The organism is Pedobacter sp. ok626 (genome assembly GCF_900100435.1).
Classification (GTDB): Bacteria; Bacteroidota; Bacteroidia; order Sphingobacteriales; family Sphingobacteriaceae; genus Pedobacter.
Genome location: NZ_FNEX01000021.1, coordinates 25,817 through 52,728, shown reverse-complemented (window position 1 = coordinate 52,728; position 26,912 = coordinate 25,817). Strand labels below are relative to the sequence as shown.

Below are 26,912 nucleotides of genomic sequence, written 5' to 3'. Positions count from 1 at the left end.
AAAAATAAAAGGCCGGTACGTCAAGGTACCGGCCAAATTGGTAAACAGGCTTAATTATAGCCCGTATTTTGCCATCCATTTTTATTGTTAATATTGTCAATTTCTACCTGCGGAACCGGATATATACTCCTGAAAGCAGGGATACCAGGAAAAATTGAACTCATCTGATTTGTTCTCACAATATCAAACCAGCGATCCGCTTCCAAAGCCAGCTCTAATCGTCTTTCCAAATATACAGCGGTCCGGAACTCGGCTTGCGAAGTAAGCATTCCTGGAGTTTTTAAAGACGCTTTTGCAACTTCACGCACAGCATTAAGTGCTTTAAAAGCCTCCGCATTTCCATAAGCAGTTTCATTAAGTGCTTCAGCATACATCAATAAAACCTCGGCACAACGAAGAACCGGAAAATCACCACTGGTTTCATTGTTCACTTGCGGAGCGTTAAATTTCCCTGGCCTGCCACCTGTTCCTGTTATAGCAACCAATGCCTTACGGTTATCACTAGCTTCAAATAGAGATTGGGGAATGTTAATGATGTTCGTGTTGTTGTTATTTCTATAGCGATTATCCTGGTGAACAAACTCTTTTACCCCACCTAGTAGATATTGAACCGCAAAAATGACATCCTTGCTTGTTTTAAGGTTATTAGGGAAAGTTTTAGCCTGCGGAACTGTATCCAATATTGTTTTGGCATAAATAGCTGTCACAACGGTTCTTAAAGCAGGGACTGCCAGATCAAACTTTTTCTGATATATGTAAACCTTGCCCAATAAACCGCTCGCTGCATAACTGGTTGCCCTTCCCCGCTGCGCATCTGGCCAGGATGTTGGGAGTTTTACCGCAGCATCCGCTAAATCATCAATTACCTGCTGGTAAACCTGTGCAGTTGTAGCACGAGAATTTTGCCTGGCTTCCTCTGTTTTTTGAACTTTTAAAACCAAAGGAACGTTACCCCAAAGACGGGTTAAATTAAAATAACTTAATGCCCTTATAAACTTCGCTTGCCCAATGATCTGATTTTTGATAGTTTCATTCATGCTTATTGCGGGTGCCCGATCTAATATGATATTGCAGCGGTAAATCGCTCTGTAGTTTCCAAGCCAGGCTCCTGCAAGAATGCTATTGGCAGATGTTTCGGAAAACACTTCAATCTGGTTGCGGACACCTGCTCCTGAGCCAGGATCATTATCGATCAGGTTATCCCCCCTAAGTTCGCCCAAGGTCAATAAGTTATTTCCATAAAGACTGTCCGTTTGCAAAGCATCATAGCAACTGATCAGGCCTCCTTGTAATCCTTTTTCATCATTATAAAAGGTGTCTTCCGTATAAGAATCAAGCGGCTTTAAGTCCAGAAATTTTTTGCAGGATGTGGCGGTTATCATTAAGCCACATGTAAGGATTGATATGATAAATGTTTTCATCTTTCTAATTTTATAAAGTGATGTTAAGGCCTATTGATGTTGTTTTAGCTGTTGGATATACCCCATAATCTTCTCCATTTGTAGTGGCATCAGAACGGTTGGTAACCTCCGGATTATACCCTGTGTACTTGGTAAAAGTAAAAGGATTTTGCATGGACACATATACTCTGACTTTAGTTAAGGATGCTTTCTTAATCAGTCCAACAGGTAGTGTATAACCCAAAGAAATGTTACGGATGCGTAAATAAGATCCATCTTCAATATGCCAGGTAGATGTCGTGCCATTACTGCCCTTAGCTGCACGGTTGGCCCTTACATCCTGGCCACTGCCCGGATTGCTTTCTGAAATCCAGCGATCCAATGAGCTCAGCATATTATTCATATTTCCTTCCTTATTGGCAAAATATCTGCGGGAAAGGTTAAGGATCTGATTTCCATAAACTCCTTGCATAGATACACCTAGATCTACCCCTTTGTACTCCGCTGAAGTGGCAAAACCATAAGTAAATTTAGGTAGGTAATTACCTACGATCTCCCGATCTTTCGTTAAATCAATAACGCCGTCACCATCCACATCTTTAAATTTAAAATCGCCCGGTTTAGAAGTATTCAAGTCATAGTTACCCTGAGTATCGGTGTAATGAGGATATGCATTTACTTCAGCCTGATTTTTAAACACGCCTAAAACTACCGGCAAATAATAAGAACCAATAGGCTCGCCTACTCTTGTGATGAAGTACGCATTGGCTACAGAACCTGTTTTAATGATATCTGCATTGCCTGGCCCTAACTCTACAACCTTGTTTATGTTTTTAGAAAAGTTTCCACTTGCGGTCCACTTCACTCCACCAAATTGCTGTTGAGTACCTAAGTTAATATCAATTCCCTTATTGTTAACCTTCCCAATGTTTTTCAATTCGGTAGCAAAACCGGTAGAGATAGGTACTGGTACATCCAGTAGCAGGTTGTTGGTGTTACTATTGTAAACATCAACAGATAAAGTAAGCTGATTTTTGAAAAAAGCGGCATCAAATCCAAGATTTAGCTGTGCTGTTTTTTCCCATTGCAGATTATCATTCGGTTGAGCTATTGGGGCTACTCCATTAATAACACCAGGAGTTGTACCGCCAAACACGTATCCATAATTGGTCATAGTGCCTAATGCAGCATAGTTCGGGATATTAAAATTACCCGTTAAACCATAACTAGCCCTTAACTTCAGATCAGAAATTGTTTCCGACTTCTTCAAAAATTCCTCTTCCGATAATCTCCAACCAACAGAGGCAGATGGGAAATATCCCCATTTGTTATTTCTTCCGAATTTTGAAGAACCGTCAGCCCTTATCGAACCCGTAAATAAGTACTTCCCTTTATAGCTGTATTGCAACCTGGCAATACCTGAAGCCAAAGCCCACTGTGTTTTGGTACCCGTTCCATTCGTTACAATACCTGCCTTTATAAATTCTACCTGGTCGCTGATGAAACCTTTAGAAGCAAAAGCATAGTTACCACTTAGATCATCTTTTTGTGTAGACCAACCAATTAAAGCATTGATATTATGATCACCAATCGTTTTAGCATAATTTAAAGTCTGCTCTAACAACCAGTTGGTTTCTTTTATGGTGCGGGAAGAACCTGTTGCATCCGACAATGGATTTCCTGCGGTATTGGATTGAGGGAGAATAGATGGCCTGAAAGTATCCTCTGAACTGTTAAACAGATCAATTCCCAACTGAATTCTGTATTTTAAATTTTTTACTACTTCTGCTTCCAGAAAAGCACTACCAGTCATTCTGGTAGCAGCAACATCATCTTTTTGCAACATCGCCAATGCCACCGGATTCCAGGCCTGTGTTTCTCCGTTACCACTTGCTGTTGTGTTGTTTGGCAATGTGGTAATGGTTCCCGGACTCCAGGAGTTTTGAGCAAAATTGTAGCTACCATCAGCATTATACACTGGAAAAATTGGTGAGTAATGTAATGCCGATGCAACAATACCTCCGCCATTTACACTGTAGGCACCATTGGCGTTTACTTTTTTTTCATTGATGACCGAGGGGCTGAAATTAACGCCATATTTGAAAACTCCTTTTTTCCCTTCCAGGTTTAGCCTGCCGCTATAACGTTTGAAACCACTGTTCAAAATAATTCCATCCTGATTAAAATATTCCAGGGAGGCATAGTATTTTAACAACTCGCTACCCCCTGCTGCAGAAATGGAATGGTCTTGTATAGGGGCTGTTCTAAAGATCTGGTCTTGCCAGTCGGTATTGGTTAAGCCCTGCTGTCCTTGCAGATATGGCAAAACCTCTAAGGGCATTACCGTATTGGTATTGTTGGCTGTATTGAACAGGCGGACACCGTTATTGTCGTTTACACTAAAGCCAACTACAGGTTGGCCAAGCGCGACGTTCTTTCTATTTATGGCCTCCATCGCATCGGTATAAGAATTGTTCCTTGAATCCAGCACCATTTGCGCATACTGGTAAGCATCCATCATATCTATTTTATGCGCTAGTGTCTGCCATCCTGTATAGCTGTTTACACTAATAGTCGATACACCATTCTGGCCTTGCTTTGTGGTGATCAGGACCACACCATTGGAGCCCCTTGAGCCGTAAATTGCCGCTGATGAGGCATCCTTTAAAACTTCAATGGATGCAATATCGTTTGTATTTAGCGTATTGATGTTATCATTTGAAATAGGCACACCATCAATAACATACAATGGATTTGAGCCGGCAGTTATGGTACCAACCCCACGAACTTTAATAGATAATGCACCACCAGGAGCTCCAGATCCCTGTGAAACCTGGACACCAGCCATTTTTCCAACCATGGCCTCGGCCGCATTACTAATAGGTTGGTTCTCCAGATCAGCAGCTTTGATACTGGAGATGGAAGTGGTTACATCCTTCTTTTTCTGACTCCCATATCCTACAACAACCACATCTGTTAAGGTAGTTGAAGCAGGGTTGAGTTGAATCAGCAGAGTCGCCTGTTCTCCGGCTTTGAGCACATAATTGTCAATGGTTTTCGTAACGTAACCAATAAATGAAGCACTGATACTGTACGGTACGTTCGCAGAAAGGCCCTTTATTGAAAACTTGCCTTCTCCGTTCACCATGATCCCCTTCTTTTCATTGGTTTTTGTATTGAGTAAAAGTATGGAGGCCCCAAGTAATGGCTGGCCGGCTTCATCTTTTACAATCCCTGTGATCTCTGATGTTTGAGCCCAGGTCTTCGCCGATACTGATAACATCAGCAGGCAAAAGAACAAATGTGTAGTAAATTTTCTAAGCATATTCTATTTAATTTGATTGGTTTTTGGCAAAAGGATTCCCTTCCCGCTTTTATTTGCAGGTTAAGTATATTTTAATATGGTTCTGGTTTTACTTTCTAATCAGGTAGCCTTCGGTTGTTTTAATTTGATTTAGTTTGTTCAACTCGGCAATTTCTTCTAGTATAGTATCTATGGATTGCGTTAATTTTAAACTTCCAGTAAACGACATCTCGGCCAAATCAGCTCTGTCGTAAATAATCTTAACTTTATATTCTTTTTCGAGTTTAGCGAAAACATCAACTAAAGAGGCCTGTGTAAAGTTTAATTCCTTCAACACATTTTCCGTCTTGATGGATAAAGATTTGAAATCTGAAACTTTTACTTTATTGATCAGACTATTGTATACCAATTCCTTTCCTGGCAATAGAATCTTGCTAAATGCCGAAATATGATGCATTGAATCCATATTTTTCACCCAAACCTTACCTGTATGCAGCTGTACTTTAATAAACTTGCTCTTCTCTAAAGCTGTGATCGTAAAAGATGTCCCCAAAGCAGTGGTAGAAATACCTTTAGCATATACTATAAATGGATGTTTCTTGTCCTTCGTAACCTGAAAGAAGCCTTTGCCATTTAAATACACTTCTCGCTTATTTTTCACGAATGGAATAGCATATGTCAATTCTGCTCCCGGATATATTTTTACAATAGAACTATCAGGCAGGGTAAATAACTGGTTATGCTCTGTATAATTCGTTACCGATTTCCACTTTATTGGGCTTGTTTTTTTAATGCTTAAAATCTTATTTTTCGCCAGAACAGTATTTAGGGCAGTTCTGTTTAAATTTAAAAGAGTAACTGTCAACACTGCCAGAACAACTGCCGCCACAGCTGCAACTTTTATCCATTTTAAACGATAAACCTTGGTGATGGTCTGCCTTTTTATCGCATTAAGCATCTCCTCAGTTTTTGCCTCATCTATTATCGCATCATCCGTCTTATCCCATTCATCTTTACTTAACAAATGCGTTGGTAGCTCATCAACTTTGTTCAAATAGTCTAACACCTGCAGCTTTTCTTCTGGGCTACACTGTCCTTTAAAATATTTATCTAACAACTGATCAGATACACTCATACTACTAATACGATTGAATTAGAGATAAACCCGTAACGGGCAAAAAATATATTTTAAATTAACGGAGAAATTTAAAAAGAAGGATAAACACTGGGAGATAAGCATAACCATTCAGCTGCTTTGTGGCCAGTGAAATATGTTTTTCTACTGTTCTGGGAGAAATAGAAAGCTGCTCGGAGATTTCTTTATAGGAATATCCCTGTAGACGATTTAATATGAAAACTTTTTTACGTGTAGGTGGTAGCAGACTTAAAGCAACTTCCAATTGCTGGTTGGTTTCAAAATTTTGATTCTGATCGTCTGCTTCTTCAGAAATCCTGTTATAGTAAAGTTTAAGATTCCGCTCATCATTTGCCAGCTTTTTAAAATAATCCAGCAGCGTGGTCTTGGCTATTCGGAACAATTGATGGTCAAGTTCATGCGCTTCCGATAGCGTATGCTTAAAATTCCATAATTTTATAAAAGCAAGCTGAGTTAGTTCCTGAGCAAGATCTTCAGAAGCCGTCTTCTTCAAAAAATATGCATATACTTTTTTGTGACATAGTTTGAAAACTATTTCAAAAGATACATGATCGCCCTTTTTTATATTTTGGATATAGTTTAACATCGCTGCACAAAACTATTTGCTATATGTTACCTAAACCTAAATATAGTATTAATTCTAATCAAAAAATTTAAAAAAGCCATACGATTTATACCCCAATTTACTCAGGTTCCATTATATTATGTTAGCTTTAGCAAATCCAAAGGGAAAACACCTTCCTTCCTACTCCAATTACCCTTTGCTTATTTCCACCGCTTTAAAAATATGGTCTTTTAGTTAAGGATATGAAAAAAAACGATTCTGATGAATTAATTATTGCCAATAGAGAGATTGCATTCCAACTCCAGGAAAAAGAAGACCGGGCGGCAGAATTAGTCATTGCAAATAAGGAGTTGGTTTTCCAAAATGAAGAGAAGGAAAAAAGAGCTGAGGAATTAGTGATTGCGAATAAAGAGCTGATTTTCCAAAATAAGGAGAAAGAGAATAGAGCGGAAGAATTGATCATTGCTAATAAGGAGCTGGCTTTTCAAAACAAAGAAAAAGAAAAAAGAGCTGAAGAATTAATCATCGCCAACAGGGAACTTAAAAATGCCGAAGATGATATTCGCAAATTAAACGATGAATTAGAGCAAAAAGTAATTGAACGAACGGCTCAATTAGAATCGGTAAATAAAGAATTAGAATCCTTTTCCTATTCTGTATCACATGATTTACGTGCCCCAATCAGGGCAATAAACGGCTATACAAGGATTCTGGTAGAAGATTATGCCGAAAAGCTAGATTCAGATGGGATAAAAACCCTTCAATCCATTATTAACAACTCTAAAAAAATGGGCGAATTGATTGATGACTTACTTGCATTTTCCAAACTGGGAAGAAAACAGGTAACTGTTTCAGAAATTAATATGGCTGATCTTGTAAAGCTGGTACAGGAAGAATTGTTATTTGAGGACTACGAAAACATACCTGAATTTAATGTAGGTGTACTTCCACATGCTAAAGGAGATAAGTCTCTGATTAAACAGGTATGGGTCAACCTAATTTCCAATGCCGTTAAATATTCAAAACATAAAGAAAAAACGAGTATCGAGATTGGTGCTTATCAAAAAGACAATCTCATTGTATATTATATAAAAGATGAAGGCGCTGGATTTGACATGCAATATTATGATAAACTTTTCGGGGTTTTTCAGCGACTGCATTCCCAGGAAGAATTTGAGGGCACAGGCATTGGTCTTGCCATTGTGCAAAAAATAATAGACAGACACAATGGAACCGTTTGGGCCGAATCGGCAATAAACCAAGGTTCTTGCTTCTATTTTAGCCTACTCGCATAAACCATTAAAACAAAAAACATGAGCTACCATAACGTTGAAATATTATTTGTTGAAGACAGTGCCGATGATGCTGCACTCACCATTCGTGCATTGAAAAAGAGCGGTTTTACCAATAAACTTCATCATGTAATTAACGGTGTTGAAGCCCTGGATTTTATATATTGCAGAGGGGATTATGCTTTAAGGAGTAGCAATGAATTTCCAAAACTGATTTTATTGGACTTGAAAATGCCAAAGGTATCTGGCCTACAAGTATTAGAAAAAATAAAATCTGATCCAGACCTTAAATCGATCCCGATAGTGATGTTAACTTCATCTAATGAAGGTCCGGATATCGAGAAATGCTTCGAGCTAGGTGCAAACAGCTATATCGTAAAGCCTGTTGACAGCGATAATTTTTTCCATGCAGTAAAAGAAATTGGATTGTACTGGATGATATTAAACCAAGCCCCAAATTAACATTTGAATAAAGCAATGGCACCAAAGCTGAAAATACTTATTCTCGAAGACAATGAAAGTGATGCTGATCTACTTAATCGGGAATTGAAAAAATCAGGATTAAGTTTTACATCTGAAATTGTCCAAACACGTATAGCATTTGAGCAGGCCCTCCATGGCTTTAATCCAGATCTCATATTATCTGATTATTCCCTTCCCTCTTTTGACGCAGTTGAAGCTTTCCGCATCAAGCAGAATAAACATCCACACATTCCATTTATTATTGTTTCTGGTATTATTGGAGAAGAAAATGCCGTTGAGCTGATTAAGGCTGGCGTTACTGATTACGTATCAAAAAATAAATTATTTACGCTATCGACCAAAATTGACAGAGCATTAAATGATGCTGAGATCAGGAAAGAAAAAATACTGACTGATAAAAAGTTAAAACTCCTTAACCAGGAGCTTCTGGAGCTGAATCAGGAATTGGAAGCCCGGGTAGTTCACCGTACAAAAGCACTAGCTGAAAGTGAAAGCCGATTCCGAAGCATGATGGAAACCATTCCTCAAATCGCATGGACCAATAGGATTAATGGCAAAGTTGTTTTTTACAACCAACGGTGGTATAATTATACCGGATTGGATAATGGACAAACTCAGTTGAGGGGGTTTAAAACAGTGGTTCACCCTGAAGACCTTAAGACTGGTTTTAAGCAATTCAGTTCGATCTTAAGGACAAACGATGGTGGTGAGTTCCAAATTCGCGTAAAGCGCATGGATGGGCTCTACATGTGGCATCTGATCCGCTTAATGCCAATTACCGACCAACATGGCGAAATGCAGCTTTGGGTGGGGACAGCTACAGACATTCAGGAACTTAAATTACTGCAGCAACATAAAGATGATTTCATCATTATTGCTAGCCACGAACTCAAAACACCAATAACCAGCTTAAAGGCATCTCTTCAATTTTTGGACAAAATAAAGGATAATCCACCCACGCCCATTTTATCCAAACTTATTGGACAAGCGAATAAAAGCCTAGGCAAAGTAAATTCGCTTATAGAAGATCTGTTAAATTCAAGCATGGCTAGTCAAGGGCAACTTCACATCAATCAAAAACATTTTGTCCTATCTGAGACCATAAAAGAATGTTGCCTTGATATACAGACAGAGGGCATGTATACGATCAAAACCGAAGGAGATATGCAGGTCGAAGTGTATGCTGATATCATTAGGATTGGACAGATCGTGATTAACTTTCTCAATAACGCCATTAAATACGCCCCTAAATCAAAGGAAATACGCATCTCAATTGAGAAAGTAAACGATATGGCGAAAGTCTCGGTGATCGACAATGGACCGGGCATACCCCAAGAAAAGTTACGCTATCTATTTGATCGTTACTACCGTGCAGAAAATAGTGGAAGCCAATATACAGGCTTAGGACTAGGACTATACATTTGCGCAGAAATCATCAAAAAGCACAACGGACAGATTGGTGTTGAAAGCGAATTAGACAAGGGCAGCTCTTTTTGGTTTACCTTACCCCTTCATACACAATCGATTCATCCCAGCAAATAATCTAAATCCCAATTCTTCTTCTACCCCAGCAACATCAATTGTAATCTTTTGATGCATCAGATTATTAAGTATTTGCTCCACAAAGTAGGTAGCCTCCCCCTTTCGGTAATGGTACTCCGGAAATATCCTGGTAAATGTTATCACATTGCTCACAAATCAAATTTCATCATATCTTTTTAATTATCATTCACCTTTCAAGAATTACAGACCAATACATTTAACATAACCTTAAACCTCCCACAATATTAGCCCTGTAGCTTTGATGTAGAAAACAAAAACAAACTATGACTAAAAATCTATTCAAAAGAAAAACATTGGCATTTGCTATTGCTGGCTTTGTTGCCGCTGCAGTTGCAGTAACAGCTTGTAAAAAAGATAAGAAAGATAATTCAGAAAGCAATGAGGTAAAATTGGATAACTATTCGAAAACACCCGTGCTATTGAATAAACTTTCAGGATTTGAAAATCTGGAGTTTTTCTCCCTTTTCAGCAGTGAAGATAAATTCCCTGAATCTCCGGACTACGTATTTGGTGGCTCAGCTGATGGAGCTGGAATTATAAAAAATACAACAGGTGGCTTCATTATGATGGTAAACAACGAGGATAACTACTCTGTCTCTAGAATTTCATTTGACAAAACCTTTAAACCTGTTAAAGGTGAGTATACTTTAAATTCGGATGGCGGTCAATGGCGCTTATGCTCTGGAACCATGGTTACAAAAGAAGAAAATGGCTTTGGTCCATTTTATCTTAGCGTTGGGGAAAGTGCATCAGAAGCACAAACACATCGCATTAACCCATTAGTTTCAGGCAAACAAACCAAAACAGCTACTGAAGGTCTTGGCCATTGGAGTGGCGAAAATGCTGTCCCATTAAACAAAGATGCCTATCAGGGAAAAACAGTAATGATTTTGGGCGAAGATGCTGATGATGCTTCTGGAGGTCAGGTAGTAATGTATATGTCTAATACTGTAGGTGATTTAGATAACGGAACACAATACATGCTTAAGCGTGTAGACAACAACCAGAAGGAAACTGACATGCAAGTTGGAAGTTCTTATGATGTTGAATTTGTAAAAATTGAAAACCACAAAACAATTACCGGCACGCAAATTCAGGCATTGGTAGACCCATTAAAAGCCATCAAATTTGGTCGTGTTGAAGATGTAGATTATCGTAAAGGGAATGCAGCAAACTCTCGCGAAATTTACTTTAATGTAACCGGACAAGCAGCAACAGGTTTTAATGCAGATAATTCAAGAACAGTTTTTGGTCGTACTTATAAATTAGTATTAAATGCCGCTGATCCTACAAAAGGTAAATTGGAGTGCATACTTGATGGTGATAACAAAAACGGACCAGCAAAGGAATTTCAAAACCCGGATAATATTTGTGTAACCACAAACTACGTATACATCCAGGAGGATTCGAATACTTATGGCGGAGAAACTCACGATGCTTATATTTATCAATACAACATCGCTACTAAAGAATTAAAAAAGGTAGTTGAAATTGACCACCGCAGATCAGATCCTAAATTTAAAGCTACTGCTGCAAGAGGAAACTGGGAATATGGTGCTTTAGTAGACGTGTCTGACGTAATTGGAATCCCTAATACCTTTACCTTATGTATTCAGCCACATACCTGGAGAGAAGAAGCTTTTAAAGGTAAAGATGGTGGATCTAAACGTCCTAGCGAAGACCAAGGCAGCCAGGTGGTACTGATCAAAGGCCTACCAAAATAATCTAATCCAATTTAATTATAAAAAATTGATATCCTCTGATCTAATCAGAGGATACTTTTTTATGTATACAGATGAAGAAAACATCCATTTTTATAACTTTAATGACATTGATTACCTGGATGGCATGCATGTCCAGACAAGAAGATTCAAAGCCGAAGCAAGTACAGAATTACTACCTTAAACAGATTGCCGTTACAGATAGTCTTGTCAAACAATTAAGCATTAGTATTGAAAAGAATGCCCCTAACAAGGAGCTACAATCACTTTTCAAACAGTCAAGACTTGCTTATAAAAAAATAGAGTTTCTGGTAGAATATTATAATCCCTTAACTGCTAAGTCTATTAACGGAGCGCCTATACCTGCCATGGATGACAATGATCAACATAAAATCGATCAGCCCGAAGGTTTTCAGGTAATTGAACCATTTTTGTTTCCCGAAGTTCAGGCCTCAAAAAAAGAGGAGCTACTTAGAGAAGTTAATATACTCATCGCAAATTTCATAAGGCTCAAATCAGTAGCCGAACATCAGGAGTTGGCCAATACCCAGATATTCGATGCGCTAAGACTTGAAAGCTTCAGAATCATCACATTAGGCATATCCGGATTTGATGCTGCAATTGCACAAAATTCTATGGCCGAAGCTGCCCAGGCACTTCAATCTGTTAAGGAAGTATTGGGGCTCTACAAAACTGACTTCGTAAAAAAAGATGAGAAGGTGCTGGCAAACACCCTTGATCTTTTGCAAAAGGGAATAAATAACCTTCAATCCGGCAAAGATTTCAACTCGTTCGACCGCATGTTTTTTATCACCAATTTTGGCAATCCTATTTCAGCAGCAATTAAAGCCTGCGCCACCTCGCTAAAAATTGCCCCCTCTAAAGACCTCAGGGCGCTGCGTGTTGATGCCCCAACCCTATTTGATCAAAATGCCTTCGATGCTAATTTCTATACGGCTAATGCTGAAGCGCATATGAGCCCAGCGAAGGTCGAATTGGGTAATAAATTATTTTATGATCCGATCCTTTCAGGTACAGGTAGTCGGTCTTGTGGATCATGCCATAAACCAGAGATGGCATTTACCGATGGACTTATCAAAAGTGCAGCTCTCGATGGTAAATCAAAATTAAAAAGGAATACACCTACCCTGTTAAACTCAGGATTTCAACCATCCCTTTTCTACGACAACAGGGTAAATTATTTGGAAGATCAGGCAAATGATGTGATCAATAATAAAGATGAAATGCATGGTTCACTTCCTGCAGCTGTAGGCAAACTCAAGTCCGACAGTTTGTATTTCCCTTTATTCAAAAAAGCATTCCCAGATTCAAAAGAGCCAGTTAGTGATTTAAATATCAGAAATGCGCTTGGAAGCTATATCCGTACATTGGTTAGCTTAAATTCGTCTTTCGACAAATATGTAAGAGGAGATCACTCAAAATTAAACAAGGACCAGGTTAATGGATTTAACCTTTATATGGGTAAAGCTAAATGTGGGACTTGTCATTTCACACCACTGTTTAATGGAACTGTCCCCCCAGATTTCAGAACAATCGAAACTGAAGTTATCGGTGTACCCGAATCAGCAAATTCTAAAAAAATAGATGCCGACAAAGGAAAATATGACCTAAGAAAACTGTCACTCTACAAAAATGCATTCAGGACGCCAACAGTAAGAAATATAGCACTCACTGCACCTTATATGCACAATGGTATATACTCAACCTTAGAAGAAGTGATTGATTTTTACAATGAAGGTGGCGGCGTTGGCTTAGGAATGGATATCCCCAATCAAACACTTCCATTTGATAAATTAAACCTTACAAAAAAAGAAAAAGAGAATATTATCTCTTTTCTAAAAACGCTTAACGATCAATAGCAAAAACACCTTCCGAAACATTCAGCAGTTTTTACTGTTTATTTTGAAGTCTAACTCAGGTACGAAATTCTAAGATTGGACGCTTCAAGTACACCTAACGGAATCGACTATCAAGTAATTGAACAAAACAGAAAAAGGGTGATCACCCACGATAATCACCCTTTGCTCGTTTATAAAAATACAAATTAATCTAAAACCAGCTCGCCAAGTGCAGCTTTAGTAAAACCCTTTAAAGCTCCTGTATTACCCTCTTTGATTTTCCTTACCCAGTTTGGATCTGACAACAATGGTCTTCCTACAGCTACAAGGTCAAAATCTCCTCTATCCATACGACGCATTAATTCTTCTAATGAACTTGGTTCAGAGCTTTCACCAGCAAAAGCAGCTAAAAACTCACCGTTCAGGCCTACAGAACCTACAGTAATCGTTGCTTTTCCAGTAACCTTTTTTGCCCATCCAGCAAAGTTCAAATCAGAACCTTCAAACTCTGGTTCCCAGAAACGACGTTGTGAACAATGAAAAATATCTACACCTGCATCCGACATAGGATTTAACCAGGCTTCCAATTCTGCCGGTGTTTTTGCCATTTGATTGGTATAATCAGCAGGCTTCCATTGCGACAAACGAAGGATGATTGCGAAATCTTCTCCAACCTGCCTTCTCACCTCTTTAATCACTTCAATCGCAAAACGGCTGCGCTCTGGTAAGGTTTTACCACCATACCCATCCGTACGCAAATTTGTACCTTCCCAGAAGAACTGATCAATCAGATAACCATGGGCACCATGAATCTCAACAGTATCAAATCCCAAACGTTTTGCATCCGCTGCCGCACGACCATAGGCAAGAATAGCCTCAGTAATGTCGCTTTCAGTCATGGTATTTCCATTGTTAAAACCAGGTCTGTTTAAGCCTGAAGGACCTTCAAAAGGTTCAGATGGTAGCCATCCGGAATGATGGTTATCCATAATCCCCATATGCCAGATCTGAGGACCCATTTTTCCTCCTGCCAAGTGAACGTTCTTAATCACGTTTTCCCATCCCGCTAGGGCCGCTGTTCCATAAAAATGAGGAATATTAGGATCGTTAGAAGAAGCAATCCGGTCGATCACTGTACCTTCAGAAAGGATCAGGCCAACTTCACCTTCCGCTCTTTTCTGATAATAAGCAGCTACATTTGAAGTAGGTATGCCATTTGGTGAGAATGACCGCGTCATAGGGGCCATTACAATTCTGTTTTTTATATTCAATGATTTCAGACTAAAGGGTCTGAATAAATTGTCAGTATTCATATTTATTATTTTATTTAAATATCGGATTGGATAATTTTACCTAACTCCTCAAAAGCTGCCTCATTACGTTTGTAATAAGTCCACTGCCCCACCCTGGTAGATTCTACAAGACCAGCACGTTGAAGAATAGATAAATACTCGGAAACTGTAGATTGGGTAAGTCCTGCTTTTTTTTGGATTTCCCCTACACACACACCAACTTCAAAGCCCGCATGAATTTGCGCTGGAAAGCTTGCTTCAGGATCTTTTAACCATTGCAAGATTTCCAACCTTGTTTTATTGGAAAGTGCTTTAAATATTTCTAACTGTTTCATAGCACAAAGGTATATCGACTTTTTCCGATATACCAATTAAAAGAAAAGAGATGACACCTTGATGATAATATCGGATATTCCCGATATATCTATAGATGTTCTCTATGAATAGCTTATCTTAGCATCACAATCCTTTTTAGAAATTTAATCGACAGATAAAATGACTCGTCCTTTACCATATAGTCGCGCTTTCCTCTCTGCCTTAGTTTTCTCGTCCTTCAATCTATGTGCAACTGCACAAAGGGTAATTCCAAAATCCTTATCCCCTGATTCTGGAGCCATAAAGGCAATAAATAAACAGAGTTTCGCCAGGCATATTCGCATTCTGGCCTCTGATGAATTTAAAGGCCGTAAACCTTTTACGATTGGAGAAACAAAAACCATCAATTACCTGAAAGTAGAGTTCGAAAAGTTGGGACTTCAACCTGGCAATGGAAAAAGTTTTTTCCAACAGGTTCCTATGGTCGATATTAAGTCCATACCTGAAGAAAGCCTGGTGATCAAAGGAAAAAACGGAACTGTTACAGCAAGTTATCTGAACGGATTTCTAGCAGGAACAAAACATGTGGCAGCGGAAGTCAGCATCACAAATTCTCCCTTAGTATTTGTAGGGTACGGAATCGTAGCTCCTGAATACCATTGGAACGATTATGCAGGTTTAAATGTCAAAGGCAAAACAGTAGTTGTCATGATTAATGATCCCGGACTATCCGATGCTCATTTGTTTAAAGGAAAAAACATGACTTATTATGGGCGCTGGACCTATAAGTTTGAGGAAGCCGCCAGACAGGGTGCAACTGGCGTCCTGATCATTCATGACGATATTCCTGCTGGATACCCTTGGTCTGTGGTGAGAAGCGGCTGGTCCAAATCTAAATTACAACTGGAAGCAGCAGACCAAAATAAATCAAGAGCTACGGTAGAAGGTTGGATCAGTCTTGATATTGCCAAACAGCTTTTCGCACTGGCAGGTAAAGATGAAAACCTATTTAAGGAAGCCTTAAAACCAGGTTTTAAACCTATCGACTTAGGGCTTACAACTTCTCTAAAGATAAAAACCTCCATCAAAAGGTCGGTATCAAATAACGTGCTTGCACTGATTCCCGGAACAAAACGTCCAGATGAAGCTGTAATCTATTCTGCACACTGGGACCATTTCGGTGTTGGAGAAATTATAAAAGGAGATTCTGTCTATCATGGTGCGGTCGACAATGCAACCGGTGTAGGCGCTTTATTAGAACTTGCCGCAGCCTTTAAAAAAGCGAAAATAAAACCGGAAAGGTCTATCTTATTTATCTCTTTCACTGGAGAGGAACAAGGCTTACTAGGCTCCGAATATTATGCAAAATACCCGGTATTCCCAGCAAACAAATCTGTTGCGGACATCAATATGGACATGATGGGACTTGCAGGGAAAACAAAAGACATTGTTGTTTATGGCTATGGGCAATCAGAACTGGAAGATTATGCCGCCTTATCTGCAAAAAAACAAGGACGAATCATTGTTCCAGATCCGGTCCCTTCTTCGGGCCTATATTACCGTTCAGACCATTTCAACTTTGCAAAAATAGGTATCCCCTCCCTATTTACTGGTTCGGGCGTAGACAATGTAACGCATGGTAAAGAATGGGGCATGAAACAAGCCGAAGACTATATTAAAACGAGGTATCATTCTCCACAAGATAGTTTTAATGAGAAAACCTGGGACATGAGCGGTATGGTAGAAGATGTTCGTTTGTTGTTTGATATGGGTTTCCGCCTGAGTACAGAACACACTCTTCCGGAATGGAAGACAGAATCAGAGTTTAAAGCCATTAGAGAGAAGATACAACCAAAAAAATAACTATTTATTTAGAATTCTAAGCATCCAATTGATACAATCTATAGGTTCAACAAGTGACCATGAATGAGGATGCCTGGCTCCATCAAGACGATACCCCTTTCCGATTGCCGATATAAACTCAGCTTCCTTATTTCCATTAAGATTTAAGAAATTAATCATTGCTGATAAATTTGCCGCATTCATATCATAATAGTCCCTATTTCTTTCTTTTAGCGCCCATAATATATCTGGGTCGCAATAGACCCGCACAGGTAAATCATTTAAAAACCTTGCGTTGCCCCCGTCTTTTTGCGACCTGGAATACATAGAGCATTGTATATACCTTTTTGGATATTGATCTGGTGCCCCACCATAAATTTTATCATACTTCTCAACAATCCATTTTGCCTCTCTCAATCCATTCATCTTACCGGAACTTAGGCCTGTACGGTCACTATTCATTATCAAATCACGTTTAGATGTATTGTAAAGTCCCGCTAAATCTACTGGTGGATCAACACCAAAAACAGCCGCGGGACTGATATAAGTTTTATCACTCTTATCTCTGGACATTTCAGTATATCTTAATGCAAGCATACCTCCACCAGAAAAACCACCAATAATAAATTTATTCTTTGCAACTTTATATTTTACAACTACTTCATTCAAAATAGCATTAAAAAAATCTAATGCTAATTGATCATCATCCAGTCCTCGATCATTATTAATTGATGGTACAATCATTAAAATACTTTTTTCTGAAGCAGCCTGTATTAATGCCTTATTACAACTAATTACACTTTCAGCATTTTCACCAGATGATGGAAGCAATACTAATGCACCATTTACATTCCCCTTCGGAATAACCGTGTAATAAAAAAGTGATTTTGAATTGCCATCACTTATGTAAATATCTGTACTATCCAGAAATACAGTTTTGTGCTTTTTGAGCTGCTTTAAATAAGATTCATCCAAATTCAGGAACTCATCATCAATATAATTCCCTTCCAACTTAAGACCTGTGGCAAAAATTCGCTTTCCTCTTCCTTGCAATATGCCATCAATAAAATTTCCCTCGCTTTCACCATTTCCTACATAGGTATATTTACCATGGCCATTGGGTTTTCCTTTTTGCATTATTCCGACATAACTAGTGGTTTCTTTGCCATTTTTATACCAAATCAAAATCCCAGAACCATCTGCATACCCCCCCTTACATGTACCTTTCCAAGTCACACTGTCTTTTTGTGAATAATTTTCAGCCCATATCTTACATCCAGTTACTACATCATGAACATACGCCCCAGTCGCTTTTTGTCCAAAACTTATTAATGAGTTAAAGCAGATAATTAGGGTAAAAACACTTTTTGTAAATCTCAAAATCATATTTAAATATTCCTCAATGTTTAAAACTAAAGTATTTTACGATTGTAACCGGACAAACTGAATATAATCTGTATTAACTGGTTTAATATTATGCAACTTCATTTCTTTTGCTATCTGTGCGCGGTGATAAGTACCATGATTAAAAACGTGCAGCAAAATATCAGAAACTGAAGTTTCATAATCATCACCAGTTGTGGTTGTGTACTTTATGATCGGCGATTCTGTCCTTTCCGAGTACTCCACTTGCGATAAGGCCATTGCACTTCCCTCGAGCATCACCTTACAGGTTTCCAGATTATTTACTTGCCAAACACCCACACTTGGGGTAATACCATTAATTCTGGAAGCCCATATGGTTTGTGCATTTACAATGTGACTGAACAGGGAAACACATGATTCGGGCAGCAATGCAGAATTAGCCATCAGTGCTTCTAATAAAAGTGAATTTGCCCAATTGTTATACTTACAGAATTTACTCAACATCTAACTTACTTTTAGGTATCTAAATGTCGCAATTTTAGAAGGAAATATAAATTTTCAAAAAAAATAAGGATATTTAGCCCGCAATCACACCCTATATATCTACCATAAGGATTCTTTTTTTAGTTCATTCATCGTTTTCACCTGATGGAGATTATGCAAGGGCAATTGCTTAGCTAATATGACTGAAAATTACTTTGAAAATCCTTTCGTAAAACTACACTACTATAAGTTTGGAACTGGAACACAACATATGTTGTGTTTTCATGGGCTTGGCATGCATGGAAAACAGTTTAAGCAGATTGCCAATCAGCTTGGACATCAATATACTTTCTGGAGTTTTGATCTATTTTTCCATAAGGAGACGCAACTGAAAGACCAAAGCCTGGCGACCATAAAAAAAGGACTGCAAAAAAAGGAACTTGCCGCATTGATTAGCGCTTTCTGTAAACAGGGAGGAATTGAATCCTTTTCTGTAATCGGATATTCGATGGGTACCCATTATGCGACAACAATTGTTGAAGAGTTGCCTGCAATGGTCAAGGAATATATTGTAGCGGCACCATCTTCCATAAATCCCGGTAAACTAGTCCGATTTTTCGGAAAAAACAAAGCGGGTAATAAGATCCTGGAAAAGCTGATGCTCAGTGAAAGGGCGATGATCAGAATCATAAACTTTTGTACAACACTTGGACTCCTTGATGTCAAAAGCCGGGACATTCTTCATAAAGAAGTAGTTACTTATGAGATGAGGTTTGCTTTATATGCCTGTTTCACCTATCTCCGACTGTTGGAAACTAACGAAGAGCAATTGATTAAATCATTAACGGCACACAAGATCAAAAGTATATTTATATTTGGGCGGTATGATAAAATGTTTCAGCCATCTATCGGAAAAACCTTCTTTGCCAAATACAAACATGGAAAGGTGTTGGTATTAGATGAAAGTCATGAAATGATCAATCAGAATTTTGTAAATCAATTAATAGCTTCCCTATCATGATTATTAAAGCAAAACCCTTAAATCCGTTTTTTTTTAAGTGTGGAGTTACGATTATTGGCTGGCTATTTAAAAGACGGTTCAACAAGATCATTCTAAGGAATATTGAAATCAAACCTGATCATTCTTACCTACTGATGTGTAATCATTTCAGTTTCCTCGATGGACTTTTGGCCTATTACCTCTGCGATAAGGCGCTCCGAAAAAAAGACGGAATGAAGCGGCTATACATCATGTCATTGAAAAAGCAGATGGAGAAAAACAAATGGCTTAGATACTGTGGCAGTTTCTCTGTCGACCCCGGAAAACGCTCCATTATGGAAAGCTTCGAATATGCTACAGAAATCCTGTCTAAACCTGGAAACGTGTTACTATTCTATCCACAAGGGAATCTGGAAAGTAGCCTGGTACGACACATAAAGTTCCAGGATGGATTAAAGCAGATCGTTCCTAAAGTAAAAGGGAAATGTCAACTCATTTGGAGTAGCAATCTGATGGAGTATTTTGAAAGCACAAAGCCATCCCTGTATTACAATCTACTGGATTGTGGCACCAACGAAGAGTTTGATTTTGAATCATTAAAACAGCAGGTAAATCTGCATCACCGCAAATCAATCGAAAAGAATATCAGGTTTACTAAAGAGCCTATACCCTACCCAGCTACTTAATTCTTGTGAGTCCTTCCTTGGCTTGTGTATCAATGCTATTCTGATATTCATGCCCTTTCATACCCAAGGTCATATTGTAATAATATTTAGCTTTAACATCATTATTTTTCTGCTCATAAAGCATCCCTAAAAACAAAGCGGAATTGGCTGCAAAATAGAATGTTTCATTCTTACCTAAATTGATTGCCTTCTGGTAGTTTAACACAGCTTGATTAAAGGTATCCAAACGATCATAGATCCTACCTAATCTGTAATAAAGTTCTATCTGATCACGCAAAGACTTTAGCTCAGCTTGGGACTTATCTTTAATTTGTTCTAAAGCCTTAATGTAATAACCACCATCAAAGTAAAGCCTGGCTTTTAAAAGATCAACGTCTGGCTTTACGTCATTCGCCTCCTTCAATGCTTGTTTATCCTTCTCATCAGTTGCATATCCTTTAGTACGAACAAGTTTAAGGTAATTTGAATACCCTAGCATATCCCCCTTTAAAAGGTAGTAGTAGGCCAATTTTAAATAGGTGTCTTTAATGTAATTTGTACCATTATACGCTTTCAGATAATTGGTCAGAAAAGCAGGCGCATCTTTGTCCATTCGGCACAATTTGGCATTACCCAACAAATACTGAACAGTTGGCATTTCGATATATACATTAGATGTTGGAATATTCTCCAGATAAGAGATCGCTTTATCGTTTTTTCCACTCTTAAATGCAACATAACCCCGCAAGTACGCTTTTAGTAAACTCTTGTCACTCATATCATCCAGAAAAGAACTGAGCTTCGTATAACTATCTCTCTTGTGCAAAAGATCTATATCCATAAAGCATAATAAAAAAATCGCCTCATCATTATAGTAACTATATTTTGTCCCCTTAATATTTGATCTAAAGGTTTCCAATCGCTTTACTCCTGCCGAAATATCGCCTTTAACACCTAAAAAACCAGCTATCCCTCTTAAGTTAGAGGGAATGGCCCCAAATACCACTTCAATTAAAGCCATGCTTTTTAGATTGGGTAGAAAAGCGCCAAATTTTTCATTGTTCTTTTTAAGTAGGCTCTGCGCTTTTTTAAAATCCATCGTCGAAGAAGTATAATCCCCAAACTTTGCTTTAATCAAACCCCATTGCAGATATACTTCAGCCTGGGAAAACAAGTAATATGCTGAATTCTCATCATTATCTTCTAAAGCATCTATCCTTTGTGCGCGTCGGTCTTTAAACTTGATATAATCTGCCTTATTCTCTGAGGTCAGTAAATGAAAATAATCCACATAATTATCTAAGAGTATAGCTATACCATTTTGTGGATTACTCTTTTTTTCCTCTGCGATATACCTTCTTGCATCATTTAACCTAAGATCAAATATTGCTTTATAGGCCTCCGCAGCATTAGCTGTGAATGTAAAATTGGCTTTCAAAGAGAAGTGGCAAAAGGCAAAGAATAGAATAAGGAAGAATTTACGAGACATGAAATCTTGACAAAGATGATTAAGAGAAATAAGCACCCCAATATACTTATTTTTAAACCAAAATGTATCCAAACCGATTTTGTATCAAATGGCTTTTCGCAATCGTTTCAATTTATCAAGATAAAATAGCACTTCCTCATCCGTAACCTCATTGAAATTTTCGTAAAAGGCCCCAACTCCATAAAATGTTTCCGGAACCAATAGTGTTACCAATTCATCTACTTCAGGCGATACTTTTTCGACAGCCTCTTTCGATGCTACCGGAACGCCGATAATAATTTTACCTGGCTGGTCTCTGCGAATGAGTTTTATTGTCTCCAACAGGGTATTGCCGGTTGCCATTCCGTCGTCAATAACAATCACTGTTTTCCCTTTTATCTTTTCAGGAGTTTTATCCCCCATAAATTTCTTATACATTTCTTTAAGCCGCTCACGTATAACCAACAGTTCCTGTTCAATATACTTCTCGGAAACGTCTGCATGGGGTATGACAAAATAATCCGACAGGCTTGCAGCACCAATGGCATACTCCTTTTGCCTGGGATGCCCGATCTTCTTGGTAAGAACAACCTCCAAGGGAAAGCCCAACTCTATAGCAATGATATAAGCTATAGGGACACCACCCCTCGGCACAGCCAGAATAACGCCCGAATCATTCTGGTATTTTTTGAGTTTGACGGCCAGTAGTCGACCAGCCTCTGTTCTATCATGAAACATCCTCTTCTGTTTTAATTTCTATCCCAAATAGGTTGTTACACCGTAACTGCCATTAAATGATCTTTGAACCACCTGGCGGCCAACACTCCCACTTTTTCAAGTTTACCTGGTTCTTCAAACAAATGCGTAGCACCCTCAAGTATCTCCAAATGTTTTTCGCATTGCAATTCCTTATACGCTTCCCTATTAAGATCGAGCACTTCCAGGTCTAAACTACCTACAATCAAAAGAGTTGCTGCGCTTACCAAGGCTAAATCTTCCATGGCCAGATCGGGCCTACCGCCTCTGCAAACCACTGCAAATATCTCTGGCAACTTTGCCGCAGCTTTTAATGCGGATGCTGCGCCAGTACTCGCGCCAAAATAACCAATGCTGGCACCCTTTGCTGCGGGAAGTTTTTTAAGCCATATTGTTGCAGCTACCAAGCGATCGCTAAGTAAATCAATGGCAAAACGATTGTTATAATCTTTATCCTCTTCTGGAGTCAACAGATCAAACAACAAGGTACCAAAGCCATACTCCTGCAAGTATTTGGCGACCTGCTGGTTTCTTTTACTCAACCTGCTGCTACCACTACCGTGCGAAAAAACAATGATAGCCTTTGCTTCTTTCGGCATCAACAAATCGCCCTTTAGCCTTATACCATCAACAGGTATACTTACTTCATTTTGATAGTTCACTTCCATTGCATTAATTATAAAATCAATTAGTCCGGCTATTTTTTATGCATTGCTCAAGCCTTACAAAACTAACCACATGATGGTTCAACACGCATGACAGCAATCACGTAAACAGATGATTATCATCATCATATATTAATCCAAAATGTATTTACTTTATACTAATTACCCTAAAAATAATCGCCTGAATAAAAAAATAAGATGAGACATTATTTCGAGGAAAAAAATCCATTAGATGAGACTGGTATCTTAAATTCTATAAACCAGCATGCCCAACCATTGAAGAACGTAAAGGATCTGCAACCATTACTTGACCGTATTGGGGATGCAAAAATCGTGATGCTAGGGGAAGCCAGTCATGGCACGCATGAATACTACACATGGAGAGCTCAACTCTCAAAAAAATTAATTGAAGAAAAAGGCTTTAATTTTATTGCTGTAGAGGGCGACTGGCCCGATTGTTACCGACTGAACCGTTTTATTAAAGGATATGATACCGATAGTAAAAATGTATTTAAGGTGTTACATGAAGTGCCGAACAGAATGCATTGGTGGCAGTAAATGCCGAAAAATATTATCGAGCCATGATCGGGGGTGGCCCAAATAGCTGGAACATCCGTGACCAGCATATGGCCGACACACTAAACCGTTTGCTAACCTTTCATGGTAAAAATGCCAAAGCCATCGTTTGGCAGCACAATACCCATATTGGTGATGCACGAGCAACCGACATGGCTTTAACCGGTATGTTTAACACAGGAGAACTCGCGAGAAAACAGTATGAAGATAAAGATGTCGTGTTGGTAGGCTTCGGCTCATACAAAGGAAAGGTAATGGCAGGAACCAGCTGGGGAGCTCCCATGCAAGCCATGCAAATGCCTGATGCAAGAAAAGATAGCTGGGAATATTTATTACATCAGGCTGGAAATGAAAACAAACTATTAATCATGAATAATTTTTCAGGAAATCCTCAGCTATTGGAAAATCATATCGACCACAGGGCCATCGGCGTGGTATACAACCCACTGCATGAGCGATACGGAAATTATGTTCCAACGATATTGCCATTGCGCTATGATGCATTTATATACCTTGATGAGACGACAGCCCTGCACCCGCTACATATTAAACCCGATGGGAACCAAATACCAGAAACTTATCCATTCGGTGTATAAACTACATTTTTGCAGCTGACATAATCTACATCAATCCAAATTTCAATCCCATGAAGAATGTCCTTGGTCTTCCGGGGCCATAAATGTAGTTACTGTCCCTATTTTTTCCGATGTCAAAATCATTTTGGTATTGATTAAACATATTTTGAACACCAATATTAAATTGAAGATCTTGTTTGATGTTTTTTAACGTAAAACGATAAGAGAGCTTTAGATTATTTTCAAGGAATGTAGCTGAAGTATTTAGCACATCCTCTTCAATACCAGGTGCACCTGCAAAATGTGGAACTTTCATTGGACCAGTCAACACGCCTGATAATACTGCATTAAAACGGTTCTGAGGCCAGAAACTCAATGTATAATAACCATAAAGATCTGGAGAACGTAAGTATTTTTTGGTCCCCGGCAGTTCAGATGACCAGGAAACAGCCTCTTTATAGGCGGATTTTTGGAAGGTTATCCCCGTCTCCAGTTGTATTTTTTGGTCATAATTCAATCTACCTTCCAGCGTAAGCCCTTGTACAGTAGAGTTGCCTCCATTTTTTCGCAACAACTGCTGGTTACCATTCTGATCTTCACCTACCTCTTCCAAAACAAAGGTATTGTATAAGCGGGTAAAGAAACCGTCTACAGTAAAGCCATAGATAAAATGTTCACTTGCTTTATTAAAATCTAAAGAAGCATTAAAACTATTTGAGGTTTCCTCTTTTAGACTTGGATCGGTTTTAATCACAGAAACCCCACCACCGGCAAAGGCCATGTGCATATCTGTTTCCAAAGCCTGGGGGGCTTTAAACCCCCTGGCATAAGATGCACGCAATTGAGTTTCCGCATTTAATTTATATAGTGTACTCAACCTTGGGGTAAGCACAAGCTTATCGATGCGGTTAGATTTGTTTAATCTCAGTCCGGACAACAAGGTAAACTTATTGGTTACTTCCCAGTCACTCTGTAAAAAGGCACCTAACAAATTTACATGCTGATCTATCAGGTATTCATAAACTTTAATTTCATCAAAGGTATATTCGTATTGATTCTCAAAGCCAGTAGTAAAGGTGTTTTTTCCACCAAGAAAATTGCTTGCAGTATAGTTGTACTGAATCCCGCCCTGCATGGAGTAATTTTTAGTACGTCCCCAGGCATCAATTTGATCAATACCAGTATAATGTGTTCTTTTCGTGTTTTGGGCAGAGCCATACACGCTAAAAGAGCTTTTCTTATCTTTTGATTGATGCTCATAATTAAAACCTCCAACTAAGATATTATGTAACCGGTATTCCGACTGATCTGCTTTATCGGCCTGAAGATCCAATTTATTTCCACCCTTTCTCTCTTCATAAATACTCCAGCCATTTATTTCCAGTTTATCCTGAGGAGTTAATTTGAAAAACGAATTAAAACCAAAGGAATTGTTTTTTAACATGGGCATTTCGGAGAAACCATCACCATTGGCATCATACGAATTACGGTCGCGGTGGGAAGCGAAAAAAGAAACACCGGCATTTTGTGCTTCATTTACCGATGTTAAATTGGCATTAAAAAAGTGATCCCAGGTTTTTCCAGCAATTAGCGAACTGTTATTGGACAAAGTAAAAGAGCTTTTTTTAGGCTCTTTTGTTAATATATTTACCGTTCCTGCTATAGCAGAAGAACCATATAAAACTGATCCGCCGCCTCTTACAATTTCAACCCTGTCAATCATGTTCGCAGGTATCTGCTCCAATCCATATAGGCTCATTAAAGAGCTAAATACTGGACGACTATTGATCAGGACCTGAGAATAAGAGCCTCCTAACCCGTTCATACGTAACTGGGAATAGTTACAGGTCTGACAATCAGTCTCCATCCGCAATCCAGGCTGAAAACACAAACCATCAGCAAGTGTATTAGACTGGGTGATATTAAACGTCCTGCTATCCAGAATATTTACAGCTACCGGACTTTCCAGCCTTCTGCGATTTGTCCTGGTACCGGTTACAACCACACTGTTTAAAGTATTTATAGACGATGTCAGCTCCACGTCCACAATCAGCGATTCAATATTGGCCTTCACCTGTAGATGTCTGGTATTAAAACCGATATAGCTGACCACCAACTGATGAGTTCCATATGGAATATTTTTTAGCTCATAATAACCTGTACTATCGGCCTTGGTTTTAAGCGCTAACTTAGGAATCATTATGGTTGCCGATTCAACAGCCTCGCCATTTTTATCGATAATATTCCCTTTTAAGAGCGTAGTCTGGGCCGTAGCAACCAAAGCCGCTGTTGCGAAGATGAATGTTAGTAACGTAACTTTTGTTTTCATTAGTGTAATAATTGTTTCATTCACAAACATACAAAAGTTAGGTTAATCTAAAAATTAATTTAGACAAATAAATATTGATAAATTAGCACTAACTAAATAATGCTAGAATCTATCCTAATGAATTACTTAGAAATCCAAAAAATTGTACAACAATCAGACTATGGTTTTCCCCATTAATTTTCCTTATATTAGAAGATTGTTGATGCAAACCACGATATGAAATAATGACATTTCTCAA

General features: G+C 38.6%; 22 protein-coding genes. 10 read left to right on the top strand and 12 right to left on the bottom strand.

Annotated elements, in window-relative coordinates; all coding sequences use genetic code 11:
• Positions 1-50: 50 nt before the first annotated feature.
• From BLS35_RS23905 to BLS35_RS23890, 4 genes are all read right to left on the bottom strand, one after another.
• On the bottom strand, positions 51-1,421 hold the full coding sequence (locus tag BLS35_RS23905) for a RagB/SusD family nutrient uptake outer membrane protein (protein WP_090786116.1): 1,371 nt from the start codon (positions 1,419-1,421) through the stop codon (positions 51-53).
• A 10-nt stretch (positions 1,422-1,431) separates the two neighbouring features.
• Entirely contained in the window at positions 1,432-4,725 is a 3,294-nt protein-coding gene (locus BLS35_RS23900) for a SusC/RagA family TonB-linked outer membrane protein (protein WP_090786114.1), read from the bottom strand.
• An 88-nt stretch (positions 4,726-4,813) separates the two neighbouring features.
• Positions 4,814-5,839 carry a FecR family protein gene (locus BLS35_RS23895; RefSeq protein WP_090786112.1) on the bottom strand — a complete coding sequence of 342 codons (1,026 nt, stop codon included), beginning with the start codon at positions 5,837-5,839 and terminating at the stop codon, positions 4,814-4,816.
• A 58-nt stretch (positions 5,840-5,897) separates the two neighbouring features.
• Positions 5,898-6,446, bottom strand: a complete 549-nt coding sequence (locus BLS35_RS23890; protein ID WP_090786111.1) for an RNA polymerase sigma factor — start codon at positions 6,444-6,446, stop codon at positions 5,898-5,900.
• Between the two features lie 221 nt (positions 6,447-6,667).
• Here BLS35_RS23890 and BLS35_RS23885 point away from each other — a divergent pair, with 221 nt between their 5' ends.
• The 5 genes from BLS35_RS23885 (at position 6,668) to BLS35_RS23865 (ending at position 13,364) form a co-directional block, all read left to right on the top strand.
• Positions 6,668-7,720 (top strand): sensor histidine kinase, encoded by a 1,053-nt coding sequence (locus BLS35_RS23885; protein ID WP_090786109.1) that lies wholly within the window; start codon positions 6,668-6,670, stop codon positions 7,718-7,720.
• Positions 7,721-7,738: 18 nt separating this feature from the next.
• Positions 7,739-8,179 carry a response regulator gene (locus BLS35_RS23880; protein ID WP_090786107.1) on the top strand — a complete coding sequence of 147 codons (441 nt, stop codon included), beginning with the start codon at positions 7,739-7,741 and terminating at the stop codon, positions 8,177-8,179.
• Between the two features lie 15 nt (positions 8,180-8,194).
• Positions 8,195-9,742, top strand: coding sequence for a sensor histidine kinase (locus tag BLS35_RS23875; protein ID WP_090786105.1), 1,548 nt, complete (start codon positions 8,195-8,197; stop codon positions 9,740-9,742).
• 284 nt (positions 9,743-10,026) lie between these two features.
• A complete protein-coding gene (locus BLS35_RS23870; protein ID WP_254779108.1) occupies positions 10,027-11,487 on the top strand; it encodes a PhoX family protein in 1,461 nt (486 codons plus the stop codon).
• Between the two features lie 71 nt (positions 11,488-11,558).
• Positions 11,559-13,364 carry a cytochrome-c peroxidase gene (locus BLS35_RS23865; RefSeq protein ID WP_090786103.1) on the top strand — a complete coding sequence of 602 codons (1,806 nt, stop codon included), beginning with the start codon at positions 11,559-11,561 and terminating at the stop codon, positions 13,362-13,364.
• A gap of 185 nt (positions 13,365-13,549) precedes the next feature.
• Here BLS35_RS23865 and BLS35_RS23860 read toward each other — a convergent pair whose 3' ends face one another.
• Together BLS35_RS23860 and BLS35_RS23855 are read right to left on the bottom strand one after the other, a co-directional pair.
• Positions 13,550-14,656: an NADH:flavin oxidoreductase gene (locus BLS35_RS23860; RefSeq protein WP_090786101.1), complete on the bottom strand. Its 1,107-nt coding sequence runs from the start codon at positions 14,654-14,656 to the stop codon at positions 13,550-13,552.
• 14 nt (positions 14,657-14,670) lie between these two features.
• On the bottom strand, positions 14,671-14,970 hold the full coding sequence (locus BLS35_RS23855; RefSeq protein ID WP_090786099.1) for an ArsR/SmtB family transcription factor: 300 nt from the start codon (positions 14,968-14,970) through the stop codon (positions 14,671-14,673).
• 160 nt (positions 14,971-15,130) lie between these two features.
• Here BLS35_RS23855 and BLS35_RS23850 point away from each other — a divergent pair, with 160 nt between their 5' ends.
• Positions 15,131-16,813 carry a M28 family metallopeptidase gene (locus BLS35_RS23850; protein ID WP_090786096.1) on the top strand — a complete coding sequence of 561 codons (1,683 nt, stop codon included), beginning with the start codon at positions 15,131-15,133 and terminating at the stop codon, positions 16,811-16,813.
• On the opposite strand, the gene BLS35_RS23845 is transcribed toward BLS35_RS23850, so the two are convergent.
• Positions 16,814-18,172 (bottom strand): MORN repeat-containing protein, encoded by a 1,359-nt coding sequence (locus tag BLS35_RS23845; protein WP_165973399.1) that lies wholly within the window; start codon positions 18,170-18,172, stop codon positions 16,814-16,816.
• Positions 18,173-18,214: 42 nt separating this feature from the next.
• A complete protein-coding gene (locus BLS35_RS23840) occupies positions 18,215-18,661 on the bottom strand; it encodes a DinB family protein (RefSeq protein WP_090786091.1) in 447 nt (148 codons plus the stop codon).
• A gap of 178 nt (positions 18,662-18,839) precedes the next feature.
• Between BLS35_RS23840 and BLS35_RS23835 the strand changes: the two genes are divergently transcribed.
• Both BLS35_RS23835 and BLS35_RS23830 read left to right on the top strand, forming a co-directional pair.
• Entirely contained in the window at positions 18,840-19,661 is an 822-nt protein-coding gene (locus tag BLS35_RS23835) for an alpha/beta hydrolase (RefSeq protein ID WP_090786089.1), read from the top strand.
• Positions 19,658-20,326 carry a lysophospholipid acyltransferase family protein gene (locus tag BLS35_RS23830; protein WP_090786087.1) on the top strand — a complete coding sequence of 223 codons (669 nt, stop codon included), beginning with the start codon at positions 19,658-19,660 and terminating at the stop codon, positions 20,324-20,326. The genes BLS35_RS23835 and BLS35_RS23830 overlap by 4 nt, the downstream gene beginning before the upstream one ends.
• On the opposite strand, the gene BLS35_RS23825 is transcribed toward BLS35_RS23830, so the two are convergent.
• The 3 genes from BLS35_RS23825 to BLS35_RS23815 all read right to left on the bottom strand — a co-directional run bounded on the left by BLS35_RS23825 (position 20,319) and on the right by BLS35_RS23815 (position 23,197).
• Positions 20,319-21,794 carry a tetratricopeptide repeat protein gene (locus tag BLS35_RS23825; RefSeq protein WP_090786085.1) on the bottom strand — a complete coding sequence of 492 codons (1,476 nt, stop codon included), beginning with the start codon at positions 21,792-21,794 and terminating at the stop codon, positions 20,319-20,321. The two genes, BLS35_RS23830 and BLS35_RS23825, sit on opposite strands and share 8 nt — an antisense overlap.
• 84 nt (positions 21,795-21,878) lie before the next feature.
• Complete coding sequence (locus BLS35_RS23820) at positions 21,879-22,511, bottom strand: phosphoribosyltransferase (RefSeq protein ID WP_090786083.1); 633 nt, start codon at positions 22,509-22,511, stop codon at positions 21,879-21,881.
• 35 nt (positions 22,512-22,546) lie between these two features.
• On the bottom strand, positions 22,547-23,197 hold the full coding sequence (locus tag BLS35_RS23815; protein WP_175459627.1) for a dienelactone hydrolase family protein: 651 nt from the start codon (positions 23,195-23,197) through the stop codon (positions 22,547-22,549).
• Between the two features lie 195 nt (positions 23,198-23,392).
• Between BLS35_RS23815 and BLS35_RS28105 the strand changes: the two genes are divergently transcribed.
• Both BLS35_RS28105 and BLS35_RS28100 read left to right on the top strand, forming a co-directional pair.
• Complete coding sequence (locus BLS35_RS28105; protein WP_207909174.1) at positions 23,393-23,752, top strand: erythromycin esterase family protein; 360 nt, start codon at positions 23,393-23,395, stop codon at positions 23,750-23,752.
• Positions 23,743-24,366: an erythromycin esterase family protein gene (locus tag BLS35_RS28100; RefSeq protein ID WP_207909173.1), complete on the top strand. Its 624-nt coding sequence runs from the start codon at positions 23,743-23,745 to the stop codon at positions 24,364-24,366. Before BLS35_RS28105 ends, BLS35_RS28100 begins: the two co-directional genes overlap by 10 nt.
• A 25-nt stretch (positions 24,367-24,391) precedes the next feature.
• On the opposite strand, the gene BLS35_RS23805 is transcribed toward BLS35_RS28100, so the two are convergent.
• A complete protein-coding gene (locus BLS35_RS23805; RefSeq protein ID WP_165973398.1) occupies positions 24,392-26,674 on the bottom strand; it encodes a TonB-dependent receptor in 2,283 nt (760 codons plus the stop codon).
• Positions 26,675-26,912 lie beyond the last annotated feature (238 nt).